We start from the raw sequence: 17,971 nt of genomic DNA on the forward strand, positions 1-17,971 counted from the left end.
CGCCTCCGGGGCAGGTCAGTAGAGATAGAAGGACGCGGTGGCCGAGTTCACGCTGGCCGGAGGCTCGCCGGCACCGGGCGCGATCTGACTCCGGTTGATACTCGTGTCGGAGACGAAGGCGACGTCGTTCGTCTCGTAGGTCAGGGGCAACGGCCGTACCTCCAGGAAGGTGGGGTCGGCGGCCAGCGCCTCGACCGGGGCGCTGCTGACGAATCTGACCTGCTGCGACTCCAGCGAGCCGTCGACGTTGATCCGGTTGATCGCCTTGGCGTCCGTACTGTCCAGGCCGGCCACCACGAGCAGGTTCTCGCCGAACCAGTCCACGGCGCTCAGCGAGCCCAGCGAGGTGGCCAACTGGCGGGGCGACTCGACGTTCAGCCCACCGTCGACCGGCCGTACCGCCGCGACGTAGAGCCGGCCGCCGGAGACGAAGGCGATCCGGTTGCCGTCCATCGACGCCGCCACCGCCGTCACGCCGCGGGGCGCGCCGGAGAAGGAAACCTCGGTCAGGTTGGGATTTCCGGCGGTGAAGGTCCAGAGCTTCTGCTCGGCGACGACCAGCCCCACCGGTCCGCCGCCACCCGCGTCCTTCAGCCACACCGGCCGGCTCATGTCGTCGTACCGGTCCTGGCTGGTCTGGAGGCTGTTCGCCACGCCCGGACCGAAGCCGGTACGCAGCCGGAAGGACTCGTCGTCCCGGGTGACCAGCGCCACCGCGACCTCGTCACCGTTGCGGCTCAGCCCGGCGGTCACGATGTCGTGGTTCTCGGTGGCCGGGATCGGCACCGGCCTGGCCTCACCCGGGTTGGTCAACGGATAGATCCGGCCCGCGAACACGCCGTACCGGGCGGCGGCACCGTTGAGCTGGTAGAGCGGGTGGTCCCGCCGGTAGTCGTCGGCGACCTCGACCATCTTGGACTGGTTCTGGATCTTCAGTTCCAGTTCGTCGAGCAACTGGTTGGTCCGCAGGGACCAGACGATCTGGGTGAAGAGCTTCTGGAGGTCGTGATCGCTCTCCAGGGCACCGGCCTTGACCGCGAGGTTGACCTCGATCCGGCCGGCCTGCTTCGGCGCCGGCACGTTACGGTTATCCATCGGGCTGGTGCCCTCGGGCAGCGCCACGGCCGAGGTGAGCCACTCGGACGGGCCACCGATCAGCCAGTCGAGCACCTCGGTGGCGTGCCGCTGCACCGGCACCGTACGCGGCAGGTAGCGCAGGTCCGGCACCAGGGAGGTCCCGTTGGCGTTCCAGAAGTAAATGGCGTTTTCCTCGTAGTAGTCCCGTAGGGCGTCGTCGGTCATCAGCAGCACCGCCGGCGGGTCGAGCACCCACAGCCCGCTGCCCATCCCCGGATCGGTCGGCGCGGCACCGATGACGAACGAGTATTCCTTCTCCTGTTGCACCGGCGCGCCGACCGAGCCGTTGGCCCGGAGCACGCCGACCTGCTGGACGCTGACCGTCACCCGACTGGTGCCGTCGTTGTCCTCGGTGATCTCGATCCCGCTGTCGGCGTCGACCCGTACGACGTTGATGTCGCCCTTGTCGTCCTGCTTCGGATTGAACCGCGCGCCGGGTTCGATGTACTCGTTGACCCGCTTGTACGCCTCACCCGCCTCGCCGGCGGCGGCGGTCAGGAAGTTCCTGGCGAACGTCTTCGGCTCGCTGCCGCTCACGGTACGGCCGGGCGGCTGCGCGCCCGGACGGTCGGCCGGTCCGGTGTCGGCCACCGGCCCCCGGCCGTCGATCCGCACGTCGCTCTCGCCCGGGATGCCACAGGCGGCCAGCCCGGAGAGCAGCACCGCCACGGCCCCGAGCGCGATGCCGCGCCGGCTCATCTGCTCACCTCGCTCCGCTCGGCGTCCGCCAGGGTCCTCGGACCGGCCGGCCCGCCCGGTACGGCATCGACGGCCTCGTCCGGGGCCACCGTCCCGGCCAGCCCGTCGAGAGCGCCGAGCGCCCCACCGATCGGCACGGTCGGCCCGCCCGGCGCCCCGCCGATCGGCCCGCCGAGGGTTCCGCCGGCCGGCGCGGTCGGTCCGTCGAGGGTTCCGCCGGTCGGCACGGTCGGTCCGTCGAGGGTTCCGCCGGTCGGCACGGTTGGTCTGTCGAGTGGGGTCGGCGCGTCGGCGGTCCCGGGACGGTCCGCGCCGGGCGGCTCGGCGGTTCCGCCGCCGGCCGGGGTCGGGACGGTCCAGCTCAGGACGTCCGTGACCGCCAGCGGCGCGTCGGCCGGTACCAGCCGCAACGGCGAGGAGGTCAGCCGGTCACCGGCCCGGGCCGGCAGGGTCAGCCGGAACTGGGCACCCTCGCCCGGTGCGCCCCAGGCTTCCAGCCAGCCGCCGTGCAGCCGGGCGTCCTCCAGGCTGATGGATAGGCCGAGCCCGGTGCCACCGGTCTGCCGGGCCCGGGACGGGTCGGCCCGCCAGAACCGGTTGAAGACGAGCTTCTCCTCGCCGGGCTTCAGCCCCACGCCGTGGTCCCGGACCGTGATCGCCACCGCGGTCTCGTCCGCCGCCAGCACCACCACCACCGGTTTCCCGGCACCGTGCTCCACCGCGTTGCCGACCAGGTTGCGCAGGATCCGCTCCACCCGGCGCGGGTCGACCTCGGCGATCACCGGGGTCTCCGGCACGGTCACCCGCAGCGGCGTACCGCAGCGGCTGGCGAGCGACTCCAGCCGGTCGGCCACCCGGTGCACCACCGGCACCAGGTCGGTGGGCTCGGCGTCCAGCATCGCGAACCCGGCGTCGAACCGGCTGATCTCCAGCAGGTCGGTGAGCAGGTCCTCGAACCGGTCCAGCTCGGCGTGCAGCAGCTCGGCGGTACGGGTGACCGCAGGGTCGAACTCGTCCCGCTCGGCGTAGATCAGGTCGGCTGCCATCCGTACGGTGGTGAGCGGGGTACGCAGCTCGTGCGAGACGTCCGAGGTGAACCGCCGTTGCAGCCGGGACATCTCCTCCAACCGGACGATCTGGCGTTGCAGGTTCGTCGCCATCTGGTTGAACGACGAGGCGAGCATCGCCAGGTCGTCCTCGCCGTTGACCACCATCCGCTGGTCGAGCAGCCCTGCCGAGAGCCGCTGGGCGGTGCGGGCGGCGACCCGTACCGGATTGACCACCAGCCGGGTGACCAGCCCGGAGAGCAGCCCGAGCAGGACGACCAGGGCGAACCCGGTGGCCAGTACGGTGGCCCGGGAGGCGTCCGCGATCTGGTCCCACCGGGTCAGCGGTACGAAGTAGTAGAGCTCGACCTGACCGAGCCGGGTCGGCACCGGCGAGCCGTAGACGAGGTATTTCGTCCGCCCCTTGTCGAACAGGTCGCCGGTGCGGAACTGGTGCGCGATGGCACCGCCCCGGACCGCCTCCTCCAGCCCCGGCGTGAGGATGCCGCCGACGTCGACCTGGGGCGAGGTGGCGGGCGCGACGCCGGTGACCCGCAGCGTCACCACCACCCCGCCGAGCTGAGCCGGATCTCCGCCGGCCAGGTAGTTGACGGTGTTCTCCAGGGTGGCCCGCAACCCCTGCTCGGCGACGGTGTTGTGGTTGCTGAGCTGCTCGGAGGCGTACTCCCGGCCATCCTCGAGCCGGGTCCTGACGTCGCTGGTGGCGTTGTCGAGCACGATCTCGGTGATGTTGTCGGCGACCAGATAGGCGAACCCGCCGACCAGCAGGCTCGACGCCACCAGGGTGATGGTGACGACCCGCACCTGGAGCGAGCGCCGCCAGGTGCGGTGCAGGCCGGTCGCCGCCCTCGCCACCCGGGCCGAGCCGGCGCGCCGCAGCCGCCGCCCGGTCGCGGCGGCACGGGCGAGGAGGGCGGACGACGAGGTCAGGGTGCGGGCCACAGTGCAACCCAGGCTATCCGGTGCCCGCCTTGTAGCCGACTCCCCGCACCGTCAGGATCACCTCGGGTCGCTCCGGGTCCGGTTCGATCTTGGCGCGGAGCCGCTGGACGTGCACGTTGACCAGCCGGGTGTCGGCGGCGTGCCGGTAGCCCCAGACCTGCTCCAACAGGACCTCCCGGGTGAAGACCTGGCGCGGCTTGCGGGCCAGCGCCACCAGCAGGTCGAACTCCAGCGGGGTCAACTTGACCTCTTCGCCGTCCCGGCTGACGGTGTGCGCCGGCACGTCGATGCTGATCTGGTTGCCGGGCGGGCCGATGGTCAGCAACTCCGGCGCGGCGTCCTCGCCCCGGCGCAGCCGGGCCCGCATCCGGGCGACCAACTCCTTGGGCTTGAAAGGCTTGACCACGTAGTCGTCCGCGCCCGACTCCAGCCCGAGCACCACGTCGACGGTGTCGCTCTTGGCGGTCAACATCACGATCGGGATGCCCGACTCGGAGCGGATCGCCCGGGCCACGTCGATGCCGCTCATTCCGGGCAGCATCAGGTCGAGCAGGACGATGTCGGGCCGATTCTCCCGGAACGCGGCCAGTGCCCGTTCTCCGTCGGCGACGAACGAGGGCAGGAACCCCTCGCTGCGCAGCACGATGCCGAGCATCTCGGCCAGCGCGGGGTCATCGTCGACGACCAGTACCCGGGCTCTCATGACACTAATATTCCACCCTCTTTTCCATGGCGTGGTCCCCGCACCTCCCGGCGCGGCGTACCGCCGGCGCCTTCCCCGGCCGCGAGGCGCAGTAGCCTACCCTGGTCAACCGGTCGGCACCAGGGATGGACCACCGCTGATCAGGCTCGGCGCCGGACGCACACCGAACCGTGACGTCGGAACCGGCCGAGCGACTCCGGCCAGGACGAGCCGACGTGACACCATGGCTGCTGCGGCGTGTTCCCCGCCATCCCCCGAAGCCCGCCAGGAGTACGTTTGCCCGACGCCGGCCCGACCGCCGTACTGCCGCTGCGGCCACTCACCGTCGGTGAGCTGATCGACTCGGCGGTCCTGCTGCTCCGCGACCACGCCCGGATACTCGTGCCGGTCGCCCTGGTACTGGCCGTGCTCGAACAACTCCTGCTGCACCCGCTGCGACTGGTCGCCGAGGTCACTCCGCCCGCCTACCTGCCGAGGATCGACGAGCTGCCGGCGTACTGGTTCCTGCTGGCCGTCGGCGCCGCCTGCGAAGGGGTGATCATCGCACTGCTCGGCAACCTGACCGCCCGGGCTGCCGGTACGGTCCTGCTCGATCCCGCCGCCCGGGTCCGCCGGCTGCTCCGCCCGGACGGTGCCCGGCTGCCGGCAACACTCCTCGTCGCCCTGCTGGCCGGTGCCGTGATGTTCGTGGCGTCCCTGGTCATGCCGCTCTGGGTGGTCGGGTTCGCACTGCTCGGCTCCGTGGCGCCGGCGATCGTACTGGACCGGCTCGGGCCGTTCCGGGCGCTGTGGCGCTCCGCCACACTCGCCCTGCGCACCAGCGGCCGTGCGGCGGCGGTACGGGTACTCGGCTACCTCGTCTGGTGGCTGTTGCGGATCGGGCTCGCGGTCGGCGCCGTCACCGGCCTGAACTCGGTCGGACTGCTCGCCCCGGAGTGGCAACTGCCGGTCGGCCTGGCGGTCTGGGCCCTGGTCAACAGCGTCGCCTATCCCGCGCTCGCCTGCGTCGACGCGGTGGTCTACCTGGAGGCGCGGATCCGCACCGAAGGGCTGGACATCGTCGTCGACCGGGCCCGGCAGACCGGAGCGCCGACCCTCACCCCGATGGCGGACCGACGGTGAGTTTCAGCCGCTGGTGGACCGAGACGACGGCCGCGCTCGGCGACCGGCTGCCCCTGCCCCTCGTCGCGCTGCTCCTGGTGCTGGCCGCCGTGCTGGTCGCGCTCGGCTGGTTCCACTACCCCGCCTGGGTGCCCCGCCGGCTGCCGCGCTGGCGCCTCTCCCGGTGGCGGCGACGGCGGCAACCCCGCCCGGAGCCGGCCGTCGAGCCGGAACCGGAGGCCGTGGCCGAGGATCCGGAGCTGCCGGACGTACCGGCCGAGACGCTGGTCGCCCTCGCCGACCGGTTGGCCGCCGAGGGCCGGTACGCCGAGGCGGCCCGGGAACGGTTCCGGGGGATGGTCCGGGAACTGGTCGACCGTGGGGTGCTGGAGCACCGCCCCGGGCTCACCGTCACCGAACTCGCCACGGCGGCTGCCCGGAACCGACCCGAGGTGGACAGCCCGCTCTCCGAGGCCGGCCGGGTCTTCTCCGATCTCTGGTACGCCGAGCGCCCGGCCCGGCGCGAGCACGACGACCGGATGCGCGCGCTCGCCACCGAACTGGGCCGGACCCTCGCCGCCGACCGACCACCCGCCACCGACGACGGGATGGTCCGGAGATGAGCGCTGTCCCGGACGCGCCGGTGCCGGACGTGTCCGCGCCAGACGACGACCGACGGAGCGGTGCCGACGCGTCCACATCGGTCCGTTCGGCGGCCCCGGTGGTGGCGGGTCGCCGGCGACGTCGATGGCACCGGATCGCGATCCCGCTCGGTGCCGTCGCCGTGCTGCTCGCGGTCACCGGGATCACCCAGGCGATCGACCAGCCAAGCCCCGGCTCCGCCGGCTTCCTCTCCCCGGTCAACGCCGACGACGAGGGCGGGAGCCGGCTCGCCGACCGGCTCCGCGCCGAGGGCGTCGCCGTCGAGCGGTTCACCAGTACCCGACAGGCGCTGATCCAGGCGACCAGCCGGGGGTTCACCCTCTTCGTCCCCTCGCCGGGGCTGGTGCACCCGCTCTACCTGCCGTACCTCGCCGAGCCGGCCGACCGGGCCCGGGTGGTGCTGGTCGACCCGCCGCAGCGGGTGCTGGACGGCGCCGAACTGCCGCTGGCCGCCACCGGTCGGCGCTGGGCCGCCGGCGCGGTCGACGCCGATGCCGACGGCCGGCCCTGCCCGCTGCCCGAGGCGGCGCGGGCCGGACCGGCCGCCGCGCTGTTGCAGCGGTACGCGAACCCGCCCGGGCTGGACAACCGCACCGACTACTGCTACTCGGGCGGGCTGGTCCGGACGGAGCGGCGCGACAGCGAGGTCGTCGTGATCGGCGCCAGTGACCCGTTCCGGAACGACCGGATAGCCGAGCGGGGCAACGCCGTGCTCGCCACCGGACTGCTCGGCAGCCACGACCGGGTCGTCTGGCTCGACCTGGCCGGACCGGAGCCACCGCCGCCGTACCATCGCAACGGCGAACTGGACCCGTGGACGTCGATGCCCGACGACTCCGGGACGTACGACGACGGAGAGTCCCAGGAGGGCAACGGCACCCCGGAGTACGACGGGCGGCAGCAGCCGGCACCCGGGCAGGACGAGCAGGCGGCCCCGCCGGAGCCGCGCAATCCGCTCTGGGACGCCTTCCCGCCCTGGTTCTGGGCCCTGCTGGCGCAGCTCGCCCTGGCCCTGCTGCTGGTGGTGCTCTGGCGGGCCCGCCGGCTCGGGCCACCGGTCGCCGAGCCGTTGCCGGTGACCGTCCCGTCCGCCGAGACGGTGCTGGGTCGCGGCCGGCTCTACCAGCGGGCCCGGGCGTACGGGCCGGCGGCGGAGACGCTGCGGGCCGCCGCCCTGCACCGGCTGACGCAGTCCCGGGGCGTACCACCCGACGCCGGGCCGGACGAGCTGGCCGCCGCCGTCGCGGCGCGTACCGGCCGGGGCGCGGCCGAGGTGCACGACCTGCTGTACGGGCCGGCCCCGGAGACCAACCAGGAGCTGCTCGACCTGGCCCGGGCACTCGACGACCTGGCCGCCGCCTCGGGCACCTCCCTGGGCACCTCTCCGCCTGACCAGCCCCGGCACGACCGCCCCAGCGAAGGAGACGCCCGGTGACCCGACCCGCCGGAACCACAGACCCGCGCCCCGCCACCGCGCCGTACCCGGTACCGGCCCAGGCCGGTGCCCCGGTGGAGGCCGACGAGGCGCGCGCCGCCCTGCACCGGCTGCGTACCGAGGTCGCCAAGGCGGTCGTCGGGCAGGACGCCGTGGTCACCGGGATGGTGATCGCGCTGCTCTGCCGGGGGCACGTGCTGCTCGAAGGCGTACCGGGGGTGGCCAAGACCCTGCTGGTGCGGACCATCGCCGCCGCGCTCGACCTGGAGTCCAAGCGGCTCCAGTTCACCCCGGACCTGATGCCCGGCGACGTCACCGGCTCGCTCATCTTCGACCCGCGCACCGCCGCCTTCACCTTCCGGGAGGGGCCGGTCTTCACCAACCTGCTGCTGGCCGACGAGATCAACCGGACGCCGCCGAAGACCCAGGCCGCGCTGCTGGAGGTGATGGAGGAGCGGCAGGTCTCGGTGGAGGGGAACCGGCGCCCGCTGCCGGACCCGTTCATCGTGGCCGCCACCCAGAACCCGGTGGAGTACGAGGGCACCTATCCGCTGCCCGAGGCGCAGCTCGACCGCTTCCTGCTGCACCTGACGATGCCGCTGCCGAACCGGGACGAGGAGTTGGGCGTGCTCCGGGCGCACCACGCCGGCTTCGACCCGCGCGAGCTGACCGCCGCCGGGGTACGCCCGGTGGCCAGCCCGGCCGACCTGGCGCTGGCCCGGGCCGGGGTGAGCCGGGTCGCCGTCGCCGAGAGCGTGCTCGGCTACATCGTGGACCTGTGCCGGGCCACCCGGTCGGCCCCGGCGCTGGAACTCGGCGCCTCGCCCCGGGGCGCGATCGCGCTGCTGGTCACGGCGAAGGCGTGGGCCTGGCTGGCCGGGCGCGACCACGTCACCCCGGACGACGTCAAGGCGATCGCCCGGCCGACGCTGCGGCACCGGCTGCGGCTGCGGCCGGAGGCCGAGCTGGAGGGCGTCACCACCCGGTCGGTGCTGGACGCGGTGCTCGGCACCGTGCCGACGCCACGATGACGGGACGGGCGGCGATCCTGCTCGGTGCGGGCGCGCTGACCCTGCCGCTCTGGCCGGCCCCGTGGCTGGGCGTGCTGGTGATGTCCGGGGTGGTGCTGGCGCTGACCGTACTCGACTGGCTGCTGGCCGCCCCGCCCGGCGAGGTCGGGGCGAGCCGGGACGGCGACCGGGCGGTCCGGCTCGGTGACACCGCCACGGTCTCGGTACACCTGCACAACACCTCGGTCCGGCCGCTGCGCGCACTGGTCCGGGACGCCTGGGTGCCGTCCGCCGGGGCCCGGTTCGACTTCCCCGGCGCCCCGACGGTACGCGTCGAGCCCGGCGACCGGGTGGAGCTGCCCAGCCGGCTGACCCCGACCCGGCGCGGCGACCGGCCGGCGGTACGACTGACCCTGCGCTCGTACGGGCCGTTGGGGTTGGCGTTCCGGCAGCGGGCGGAACGGCCGTCGACGCCACCGTGGACCCTGCGGGTACTGCCCCGGTTCGAGTCCCGCCGGCACCTGCCGGAGAAGCTGGCCCGGCTGCGGATCATCGACGGTACCGAGGTGGCCCGGGGCCGTGGCCAGGGCACCGAGTTCGACACCCTGCGCGAGTACGTGGTCGGTGACGACGTGCGCTCGGTCGACTGGCGGGCCAGTGCCCGGCGGGCCGACGTACTGGTCCGGACCTGGCGACCGGAACGCGACCGGCGGGTGGTCTGCGTACTCGACACCGGGCGCACCTCGGCGGTACGGGTCGGCGACGAGCCCCGGCTGGACGCCGCCATCGACGCCGCCCTGCTGCTGGCGGCGCTGGCCTCCCGGGCCGGTGACCGGGTCGACCTGCTGGCCGTGGACAACGCGGTCCGGGTCGCGCTGACCGGGGGCGCCCAGTCGACGCTGCTGGCCCGGCTGGTCGACACCCTCGCCCCGCTCCAGCCGGCCCTGGTGGAGACCGACTTCGAACTGATCGCCGGGGAGATCCTCCGGCGGGAACGCCGGCGCTCCGTGGTGGTGCTCTTCACCGCCCTGGAACCGGGTGCCCTCGGCGAGGGACTGCTGCCGGTCCTGCCCCGGCTGGCGACCCGGCACCGGGTGATCGTGGCATCGGTGCACGACCCGGTGCTGACCGACCTCACCACCCGCCCGCCGGAGACCGTCCAGGACGCCTACGCGGTCTCCGCCGCCTGGCGGGCACTGGGCGACCGGGACCGGGTACGCGCGGCGCTGGCCCGGCACGGGGTGACCGTGGTCGACGCCCCGGCCGACCGGCTGGCGCCGATGGTCACCGACACCTACCTCCGGCTCAAGGCCCTCGGTCAGCTCTGACCCGCCCCGCCGCCCGGGTCAGTTCCGCCGCTCCGACCCGTCGGCCAGCACAGGCCCGGCCCGCCGGCCACATCTCCAGCCGCTGGCCGCGTCAGCTCGGTCTGCCGGCCAGGTCAGGCCCGGACGGGTTCCCGGGTGGCGGTGGCCGCGCGGCGGCCGAAGTAGCAGACGTAGCCGAGGAAGCCGAGCCAGGCGAGTACGCCGATCCCGACCCGGATCCCGGTGGGGACCGCCGCCGGGGTGACGAACGCCTCGATCAGACCGGCGACCGCGAAGAGCCCGACCAGGCCGACCGCGACCAGGACGCCGGAGCGGCCGGCCCGGGCCACCGCCTGGCCCCGGGTCAGGTCGGGCGGCGGCGCGATCCAGGCCCAGCCGATCCGCAGGCCGACCCCGGCCGCCACGAAGATCCCGGTCAGCTCCAGCAGGCCGTGCGGCGTGATCATGCTGAAGAAGACGTCGGTACGGTCGTAGGCGGCGAGCACCCCGCCGGTCACGCCGATGTTGAGGGCGTTCTGCCAGAGCAGGTAGAAGACCGGCAGTACCAGGATGCCGCTGGCGAGGCAGCGGGCGGCGATCCAGGCGTTGTGGGTCCACAACTGGAAGGCGAAGCTCGGTGCGGAGTACTCGCTGTAGTAGCCGACGAACCGGGCCTCGAAAGCCTCGGCCGCCGCGTCCTCGCCGATCAGCGCCTCGGCGGTCTCCGGATGCCCGGCGGTCCAGTACATCAGGAAGCCCGCGACCAGGACGAACCCGACGCCGACGGCGGTCCACCACGGCCAGGCCCGGTAGACGGCCAGCGGAAAGCCGGTGGAGAAGAACCGGCCGACGGCCGCCCAGGAGAAGCCGGACCGGCCGGCGAGCCGGGCCCGGGCGGCCAGCACCAGTTGGGAGAGCCGGGCGACCAGGACCGGATCGGGCGACCGGCTGCGTACCACCGACAGGTGCGTGGCGACCCGCTGGTAGAGCGCGATCAGCTCGTCGGCCTCGTCGGCGCCGAGCCGGTACCGTCTGGTCAGCTCGGCCAGCCGCCGCCACTCCCGGTCGTGCTCCGCCGCGTACGCGTCGAGATCCAAAGCTCAGCTCCCCAGGGTTCGCGACCATAGTGTTCACTGTCCTGGTGACAGCGCAACCACCGAGGTCCGTCCCGGGCAGGCCGGCGCCATCCGGGGGATACGGCGCGGACGCCGGACTGGTCAGCGGCGAAGCGGTCGAGCTGGACATCCGGGTCGCCCGGCTCGGCTCCCGGGTGCTGGCCCTGCTGCTCGACATCCTGGTGCAGTTCACCCTGGCGGTGGTCCTGCTGACCGGCGCGGGAATCCTGCTCAGCTCGCTGCTCGGCCCGGGCGCCCTGGATGCCGCGGCCCTGCGCGGGTTGCAGACCGTCGGCGTGGTGCTGATCCTGGTCGGCTACCCGGTGGCATGCGAGACCCTCAACTCCGGCCGTACGGTCGGCAAGCTCGCCGTCGGACTGCGGGTGGTACGCACCGACGGTGGCCGGGTCGGCTTCCGGCCGGCGCTGACCCGCAGCCTGGTCGGCGTCGCGGTGGAGTGGCCCGGTCTGGTACTGCCCCTGCTCACCTGGGCGGTGGGGGTGACGGTGATGCTCACCGACCCCCGGGGACGGCGGCTCGGTGACCTGGCCGCCGGCACGCTGGTCATCCACGATCGGAGTCCGGCCGGCACCGGCTACGTCCCGACCATGGTCCCGCCACTGGCCAGTTGGGCGGCCACCCTGGATCTGACCCGGCTGGACGACGGCCTGGCGCTGGCCGTACGCCAACTGCTCAGTCGCACCTCGACGCTGACCCGGGACGCCCGGCGTCGGCTGACCCGGTCACTCTGGGCGGAGGTGGCGGCGGTGACCTCCCCACCGCCCCCGCCCGGCCTGCCCGAGTGGGCCTACCTGGCCGCCGTGCTGGCCGAGCGTCACGTGCGGGCCCGGCAGCGGCTGGCGCGTACCCGATCGGTGACCTCGACCCTCTGGCCGGAACTCGCCGCGCCGGCCGCCGAGGCTCCGGGGTCGGCGGCGGTCCGGCCGGCGGTGCCGGCGCTGGCGCACCCGGTGCCGCAACCGGCGCTGGTCCGGCCGGCGGTGGCCGGCTCCGGCACGCCGAACGGGTCGACCCGGTGAAGGCGTTTCTGCCCTGGCTGCTGGTCCTGGCGGTGGTGATCGCACTGAACGCGCTGCGGCTCCGGCCGCTCGCCACGGCGGTCGTGATCGCCTGGCTCGGCTACTGCGTCTGGACCTGGATCCGGCCCCGCCGGGAGTGACCCGCGCCGGGGTCGTCGGCCCCGGCGCCGATCCGACGAACGAGCCCGGGGCGGCGGCGAGGGCTGCCGGCCCGGGCTCGTCGATCGGTGCCCAGTAGCGGTAGTGCTCAGTAGCGGTAGTGCTCCGGCTTGTAAGGTCCCTCGACCGGGATGCCGAGGTAGCCGGCCTGCTCCTTGGTCAGCTCGGTCAGCTTGGCGCCGAGCGCGTCCAGGTGCAGCCGGGCGACCTTCTCGTCCAGGTGCTTCGGCAGCGTGTAGACGCCGACCGGGTATTCCTCGGTCTTGACGAAGAGTTCGATCTGCGCGATCGTCTGGTTGGCGAACGAGTTCGACATCACGAAGCTCGGGTGCCCGGTGGCGTTGCCCAGGTTCAGCAGCCGGCCCTCGGAGAGCACGATGATCGAGTGGCCGTCGTCGAACTGCCAGACGTCCACCTGCGGCTTGATGTTGATCCGCTGCACGTCGGAGCGCTTGGCCAGGCCGGCCATGTCGATCTCGTTGTCGAAGTGGCCGATGTTGCCGACGATCGCCTGGTGCTTCATCCGGGCCATGTGGTCGTTGCGGATGACGTCGAAGCAGCCGGTCGCGGTGATGAAGATGTCGGCGGTCTCCACCACGTCGTCCAGGGTGGACACCTGGTAGCCGTCCATCGCGGCCTGGAGCGCGCAGATCGGGTCGACCTCGGTGACGATGACCCGGGCGCCCTGGCCGCGCAGCGACTCGGCGCAGCCCTTGCCGACGTCGCCGTAGCCGAGTACGACCGCGGTCTTGCCGCCGATCAGCACGTCGGTGGCCCGGTTGATGCCGTCGATCAGCGAGTGGCGGCAGCCGTACTTGTTGTCGAACTTGCTCTTGGTCACCGAGTCGTTGACGTTGATGGCCGGGAAGAGCAGCGTGCCGTTCTGCTGCATCTCGTAGAGCCGGTGCACGCCGGTGGTGGTCTCCTCGGTCACGCCCTTGATGCCGGCGGCGACCCGGGTCCAGCGCCGGTCGTCCTCGGCCAGCGAGCGGTGCAGCAGGTTGAGGATGACCGCGTACTCCTCGGAGTCGGCGCTCTCCACCGGAGGCACCGCGCCGGCACCCTCGAACTGGGCACCCCGGTGCACCAGCAGGGTGGCGTCGCCACCGTCGTCGAGGATCATGTTCGGCGCCTGGCCGTCCGGCCAGAGCAGCACCTGCTCGGTGCACCACCAGTACTCTTCGAGCGACTCGCCCTTCCATGCGTAGACCGGTACGCCGGACGGGGCGTCGGCGGTGCCGTCCGGGCCGACCACGATGGCGGCGGCGGCGTGGTCCTGGGTGGAGAAGATGTTGCACGAGGCCCAGCGGACCTGGGCGCCGAGCGCCACCAGGGTCTCGATGAGTACCGCGGTCTGGATCGTCATGTGCAGCGAGCCGGTGATCCGGGCACCGCGCAGCGGCTGCTCGGCGGCGTATTCGCGACGGATCGACATCAGGCCGGGCATCTCGTGCTCGGCGAGTCGGATCTCCTTGCGCCCGAACTCGGCGAGGGAGAGGTCCGCCACCTTGTAGTCGCCCTCGGCGACAGTGCCGGGCCGGGGCGCGGCGGACGAACCACCCGCGGGTGCCGGGAGAGTGCTGGTCATGAAGGCTCCTGTCGTACGGTCTGCGGCGCGACCCTCCACGTTACGCTCCGGCCGTACCGCGACGGACTCCGGTCTGGTCGTTATCCGGACAGTACGGGTCGGCCCGACGGCTGCCCGAACCGGGCGGGACAGCGGCGCGGAGGCGGCGGGACAGCGCGCGGGGCGGTCGGTCCCGGGCGGACCTTTCCACCCAGTCTCCGGCCGCCCCGCGCATCCCCCCGGTTTGGTTCCCCCGCGCGTGTCTCGGACCTGCGTCGCGATAACGCTGCGTACTCACAGCGTCACACTGAGCGAGATAGGTGTCAAGCCGATCCGCAAATTTCCGTTTTGCGGGGACTCGTGTTCGGGCTGCCCGACCGGGTCAGGACAGCCCGACCGAGGCGACGTAGAGTTCGCCGTCGCCGCTGACGGTCAGCGGCCCGCCGTCGGCCCGGCCGATCGCCGCCGCACCGGGCCCGAGCAGCGCCGATCCGGCGCTGTCCGCCACGGTGACCTCGCCGGCCAGGCAGAGCGCGATCCGGGGTCCGCGCAGGTCGAGCCGGGCCGACCCGGTCCGGTCGTCGAGGCGTACGCCGTGCAGGGCGAAGTCGTGCACCGGCACCGGCCAGGTAACCACGCCGGGAGAGACCGGTACCGGGCTCACCACCGGGTCGGCGAGCACCTCGAACCGGAGCACCCGGAGCAGTTCCCGCACGTCCACGTGCTTCGGGGTGAGTCCGCCGCGCAGCACGTTGTCGCTGGCCGCCAGGATCTCCACCCCGGCGCCGTAGAGGTAGGCGTGCAGGTTGCCGGCCGGCATCCAGATCGCCTCGCCCGGGGCCAGGCTGACGTGGTTGAGCAGCAGCGCGACCAGTACGCCCGGATCCGCCGGATAGCGTCGGGCCAGCTCGCGGGCCAGCTCGGCCGAGGCGGCGAACTGCGCGCCGACCTCCGCCGCGACCACCGCCGCGACCAGCCCGGCCCGCTCCGAGGGAGGCCAGGTGAGCAGGGTACGCACCGCGTCCGGCAGCCCGTCGGTGCCGGCCCGCAACGCGGCGACCACCGGTGCGAGCGAGGCCACCCCGAACGCGTCGAGCAGGTCCGCCGAGTTCTTCGGATCGCGGAACCCGCACAGCGCCTGGAACGGCGAGACCGCGACCAGCATCTCCGGCTTGTGGTACGGGTCGACGTAGTTGCGGTGGGTCAACTCCGGGTCGGTCGTCTCGGCCGCGTACCCGGCCCTGGCCTGCTCGGCGTCCGGATGCGCCTGCAACGACAGCGGCGCCTCCGGGGCCAGCACCTTGAGCAGGAACGGCAGCCGCTGGCCGAACCGGTCGACCACGTCGGCGCCGAGCCAGCGCCCCGGATCCTCGGCGAACGCGTCGACCAGGCTCAGCGGCGCACCGCCCCGGTGCAGCGTGCTCGGATCACCGGGATGAGCACCCAACCACAGCTCCGCCTCCGGGCCGTCGCTCGGCACCGGACGGCCCTGCAACTCGGCGAGGACGGTGCGCGACCCCCAGGCGTAGTCGCGGATCCGGCCGTGCAGCGGCTCCACTGCTCAGGCCCCCTCGAGTTCCGGTACCCCGTCGGCGGACTGCTCCGCGTTCCGGTAGATGTCCGGCTCCAGGTAGATCGCCCGGGCGATCGGTACGGAGTTGCGGATCCGCGCCTCGACCGAGTTGATCCCCTCGGCCAGCTCGGCCGCCGAGGCGTACGGCCGCACCGCGACCTTGGCCGCGACCAGCAGCTCGTCCGGCCCCAGGTGCAGGGTCTTCATGTGGATGATCCGCTCGACCTCGGAACCCGAGCTGATCGCCTGCTCGATCCGCCGGACGTCCTCCGGGCTGGCCCCCTCGCCGATCAGCAGACTCTTGGTCTCCAGCGCCAGGATGACCGCGATGATCACCAACAGCAGGCCGATCGCCGCGGTGCCGGCCGCGTCCCAGTAGCCGTTGTCGGTGATCAGGGTCATCGAGACGCCGATCAGGGCGAAGACCAGACCGAGCAGCGCGCCGAGGTCCTCCAGGAGTACGACCGGCAGCTCCGGTGCCTTCGCCCGGCGGATGAACTCCTTCCAGGACGCCTTGCCCCGGACCGCGTTCGACTCGACGATCGCGGTCCGGAACGAGAACGACTCCAGGATGATCGCGACCACCAGCACGACGACCGGCAGCCACGGCCAGCTGTCGATGCCGTGCGGACCGTCCACCCGCTGCTCGTGCCACTTGTGGTATGCCTCGTAGAGCGCGAAGAGGCCACCGACGCTGAACAGCACGATGGAGACGATGAACGCGTAGATGTAGCGCTCGCGGCCGTACCCGAAGGGGTGTTCCGGGGTGGCCTTGCGCTTCGCCCGGCGCCCGCCGAGCAGCAGCAGCGCCTGGTTGCCGGAGTCGGCCACCGAGTGGATCGACTCGGCGAGCATCGACGACGAGCCGCTCAGCCCGAACGCGACGAACTTGGTGACCGCGATGCCCAGGTTGGCCAGCAGGGCCGCGACGACCGCCTTGGTGCCGCCACTCGCACTCACGACCGGCCCTCGGCCAACTCGGCGGCCTCGGCCAGGGCGGCACCGGGCCGGGTGATCTGCTCGGTCACGGGTTGGAAAGCTCCTTCATTTCGGTGATCGCCGGTACGGCCATCGGGTCGAGGCCGTGCGCCAGCGCCAGGTAGATCGAGGCGAAGTCGGGTACCGCGGTCAGCGAGGCGAGTCGTTCCAGCGCGGATCCGCCCTCGGCGGTCACCACGTCGCAACGCACCCCGCGCCGCTCGGCGAGGGTCTGCACGGCGTCGGCCCGACGCTCCTCCACCACCAGCGGCTCGTCGGTGTCGTCCTCGGCGTTCAGGCCGCCGTCGCGGAGCAGCACCAGCCGCAGCCGGGTACCGGTCGGCTCGTCGTTCGGGTCGGCGAAGATGTCCCGGCTGGACTCGCCGAGGCCGCCGAAGACGCCGTCGAGCAGGCCGACCCGGCCCCGTCCCGCCTCGCCGAGCGCGCCGGCCACCACCGGGTAGCGGGCGTTCGCCGAGAGGGTGTCGCCGAACCGCCGGGCCGCGGCCGTGGCCAGCGGGGACGAGCCCCAGACGATCGGCACTGAGCCGGCCAGGCCCAGCGCCAGCGACTTGGCCGGGTTGACGAAGGACTCGGCGGACGGGCGGCACCGGTCGGCCTCCGCGTCCAGCCGGGCCGCCGTCTCGGCCAGGTCCGCCTCGTTCACCTTCACCAGGCCGAGCGCGCGGGCGGCGAGCAGCACCGGCACGGTGAGCGCCCAGAGGCTGGCCCGGGCCGGCGCCCGGCGGGGCACCGGGATGAACGGCGCCCGGGCACCCTCGGCCACCGACTGGAGCTGCGAGTCCGGCGCACCGACCGCGACCAGCCGGGCCCCGCGCCGGGCGGCGGCCTCGGCCGCGCCGAGCGCCTCGGGGCTGCGTCCGGAGGCGCTGACCGCGATGACCACGTCCGCCGCGCCCACCCAGCCGGGCACCCCGGCGCTGCGGTGCGGGATCACCGGAACCGGGCAGCGCGGGCCGGCGACTGTGGCCAGCACCTCACCGGTACGCGCGGCGGTGCCGATGCCGGCGATCACGACCGCCCGGGGGCGCCCCTCGTCGGCGAGTATCCCGAGGTTGGCCTCGGCGGCCAGCGCGGCGGACTCCCGCACCTGGGCCCCGGCCGCGGCGGTGTGCCGGAGCATCCCGCCGGGGTCGTTCTCGTTCATCGCCGCGACGTCGTCGAGCAGCGCCTCGTCTGCGACCGGGCGACCGCGCAGACCGGCCGTACCGTCCATCATCGCTGGTCCGTGGTGCCGCCGGGGGTCGCGTCCGAGTCGGCCACCGGGCCGCCACGCGCCTCGTCCAGCAGCAGCACCGGTACGTCGTCGCGTACCTCGAAGATCCGCGCGCACTCGGTGCAGGTCAGGGTCTGCGCCGCCGGATCGTAGTCCAGCGGTGCGTGATGGGTGTCCGGGCAGGCCAGAATCTCCAGCAACTGCGGGTCGAGGGCCACCGTGCGGCTCCTTCCACTCC

The 17,971-nt window shown here is 73.2% G+C and carries 16 protein-coding genes; 7 read left to right on the forward strand and 9 right to left on the reverse strand.

Annotation, left to right across the window (positions count from 1 at the left end):
- Positions 1 to 15: 15 nt before the first annotated feature.
- The 3 genes from Pma05_RS19875 to mtrA are packed head-to-tail and all read right to left on the reverse strand — an operon-like array spanning position 16 to position 4,548.
- Positions 16 to 1,836, reverse strand: coding sequence for an LpqB family beta-propeller domain-containing protein (locus tag Pma05_RS19875; RefSeq protein WP_203858931.1), 1,821 nt, complete (start codon positions 1,834 to 1,836; stop codon positions 16 to 18).
- Positions 1,833 to 3,845 (reverse strand): MtrAB system histidine kinase MtrB, encoded by a 2,013-nt coding sequence (gene mtrB / locus Pma05_RS19880; RefSeq protein ID WP_372441510.1) that lies wholly within the window; start codon positions 3,843 to 3,845, stop codon positions 1,833 to 1,835. The genes Pma05_RS19875 and mtrB overlap by 4 nt, the downstream gene beginning before the upstream one ends.
- 13 nt (positions 3,846 to 3,858) lie before the next feature.
- Positions 3,859 to 4,548: an MtrAB system response regulator MtrA gene (gene mtrA, locus Pma05_RS19885; RefSeq protein WP_203858932.1), complete on the reverse strand. Its 690-nt coding sequence runs from the start codon at positions 4,546 to 4,548 to the stop codon at positions 3,859 to 3,861.
- Positions 4,549 to 4,824: 276 nt separating this feature from the next.
- Between mtrA and Pma05_RS19890 the strand changes: the two genes are divergently transcribed.
- The 5 genes from Pma05_RS19890 (at position 4,825) to Pma05_RS19910 (ending at position 10,085) form a co-directional block, all read left to right on the forward strand.
- Complete coding sequence (locus Pma05_RS19890) at positions 4,825 to 5,670, forward strand: hypothetical protein (protein WP_203858933.1); 846 nt, start codon at positions 4,825 to 4,827, stop codon at positions 5,668 to 5,670.
- On the forward strand, positions 5,667 to 6,272 hold the full coding sequence (locus Pma05_RS19895; protein ID WP_203858934.1) for a DUF4129 domain-containing protein: 606 nt from the start codon (positions 5,667 to 5,669) through the stop codon (positions 6,270 to 6,272). The genes Pma05_RS19890 and Pma05_RS19895 overlap by 4 nt, the downstream gene beginning before the upstream one ends.
- Entirely contained in the window at positions 6,269 to 7,747 is a 1,479-nt protein-coding gene (locus Pma05_RS19900) for a DUF4350 domain-containing protein (protein WP_203858935.1), read from the forward strand. The genes Pma05_RS19895 and Pma05_RS19900 overlap by 4 nt, the downstream gene beginning before the upstream one ends.
- Positions 7,748 to 7,821: 74 nt before the next feature.
- Positions 7,822 to 8,778, forward strand: a complete 957-nt coding sequence (locus Pma05_RS19905; protein WP_203859050.1) for an AAA family ATPase — start codon at positions 7,822 to 7,824, stop codon at positions 8,776 to 8,778.
- Entirely contained in the window at positions 8,775 to 10,085 is a 1,311-nt protein-coding gene (locus Pma05_RS19910) for a DUF58 domain-containing protein (RefSeq protein WP_203858936.1), read from the forward strand. Before Pma05_RS19905 ends, Pma05_RS19910 begins: the two co-directional genes overlap by 4 nt.
- A gap of 113 nt (positions 10,086 to 10,198) precedes the next feature.
- Here Pma05_RS19910 and Pma05_RS19915 read toward each other — a convergent pair whose 3' ends face one another.
- Positions 10,199 to 11,161, reverse strand: coding sequence for a stage II sporulation protein M (locus tag Pma05_RS19915; protein WP_203858937.1), 963 nt, complete (start codon positions 11,159 to 11,161; stop codon positions 10,199 to 10,201).
- Positions 11,162 to 11,205: 44 nt separating this feature from the next.
- Here Pma05_RS19915 and Pma05_RS19920 point away from each other — a divergent pair, with 44 nt between their 5' ends.
- On the forward strand, positions 11,206 to 12,219 hold the full coding sequence (locus Pma05_RS19920) for an RDD family protein (RefSeq protein ID WP_239312687.1): 1,014 nt from the start codon (positions 11,206 to 11,208) through the stop codon (positions 12,217 to 12,219).
- Positions 12,216 to 12,359, forward strand: a complete 144-nt coding sequence (locus Pma05_RS19925) for a hypothetical protein (RefSeq protein WP_203858938.1) — start codon at positions 12,216 to 12,218, stop codon at positions 12,357 to 12,359. Before Pma05_RS19920 ends, Pma05_RS19925 begins: the two co-directional genes overlap by 4 nt.
- Positions 12,360 to 12,466: 107 nt before the next feature.
- On the opposite strand, the gene ahcY is transcribed toward Pma05_RS19925, so the two are convergent.
- The 5 genes from ahcY to Pma05_RS19950 form a co-directional block, all read right to left on the reverse strand.
- The gene (gene ahcY / locus Pma05_RS19930; RefSeq protein WP_203858939.1) at positions 12,467 to 13,966 is read right to left on the reverse strand and encodes an adenosylhomocysteinase; all 1,500 of its coding nucleotides are present in this window, start codon (positions 13,964 to 13,966) and stop codon (positions 12,467 to 12,469) included.
- A gap of 361 nt (positions 13,967 to 14,327) precedes the next feature.
- The gene (gene manA, locus Pma05_RS19935; protein ID WP_203858940.1) at positions 14,328 to 15,503 is read right to left on the reverse strand and encodes a mannose-6-phosphate isomerase, class I; all 1,176 of its coding nucleotides are present in this window, start codon (positions 15,501 to 15,503) and stop codon (positions 14,328 to 14,330) included.
- Between the two features lie 3 nt (positions 15,504 to 15,506).
- Positions 15,507 to 16,478, reverse strand: a complete 972-nt coding sequence (locus Pma05_RS19940; protein WP_203858941.1) for a cation diffusion facilitator family transporter — start codon at positions 16,476 to 16,478, stop codon at positions 15,507 to 15,509.
- 64 nt (positions 16,479 to 16,542) lie between these two features.
- The gene (locus Pma05_RS19945) at positions 16,543 to 17,736 is read right to left on the reverse strand and encodes an SIS domain-containing protein (protein ID WP_203858942.1); all 1,194 of its coding nucleotides are present in this window, start codon (positions 17,734 to 17,736) and stop codon (positions 16,543 to 16,545) included.
- Positions 17,733 to 17,951, reverse strand: a complete 219-nt coding sequence (locus tag Pma05_RS19950) for a Trm112 family protein (RefSeq protein WP_203858943.1) — start codon at positions 17,949 to 17,951, stop codon at positions 17,733 to 17,735. The genes Pma05_RS19945 and Pma05_RS19950 overlap by 4 nt, the downstream gene beginning before the upstream one ends.
- Positions 17,952 to 17,971: the final 20 nt, after the last annotated feature.

Source organism: Plantactinospora mayteni (assembly GCF_016862935.1).
Classification (GTDB): Bacteria; Actinomycetota; Actinomycetes; order Mycobacteriales; family Micromonosporaceae; genus Plantactinospora; species Plantactinospora mayteni.

Coding starts and splice junctions, on each gene's coding strand:
- Pma05_RS19875 (WP_203858931.1), bottom strand. CDS start 1,836: ATGAGCCGGCGCGGCATCGCGCTCGGGGCCGTGGCGGTGCTGCTCTCC.
- mtrA (WP_203858932.1), bottom strand. CDS start 4,548: ATGAGAGCCCGGGTACTGGTCGTCGACGATGACCCCGCGCTGGCCGAG.
- Pma05_RS19900 (WP_203858935.1), top strand. CDS start 6,269: ATGAGCGCTGTCCCGGACGCGCCGGTGCCGGACGTGTCCGCGCCAGAC.
- Pma05_RS19910 (WP_203858936.1), top strand. CDS start 8,775: ATGACGGGACGGGCGGCGATCCTGCTCGGTGCGGGCGCGCTGACCCTG.
- ahcY (WP_203858939.1), bottom strand. CDS start 13,966: ATGACCAGCACTCTCCCGGCACCCGCGGGTGGTTCGTCCGCCGCGCCC.
- Pma05_RS19945 (WP_203858942.1), bottom strand. CDS start 17,736: ATGATGGACGGTACGGCCGGTCTGCGCGGTCGCCCGGTCGCAGACGAG.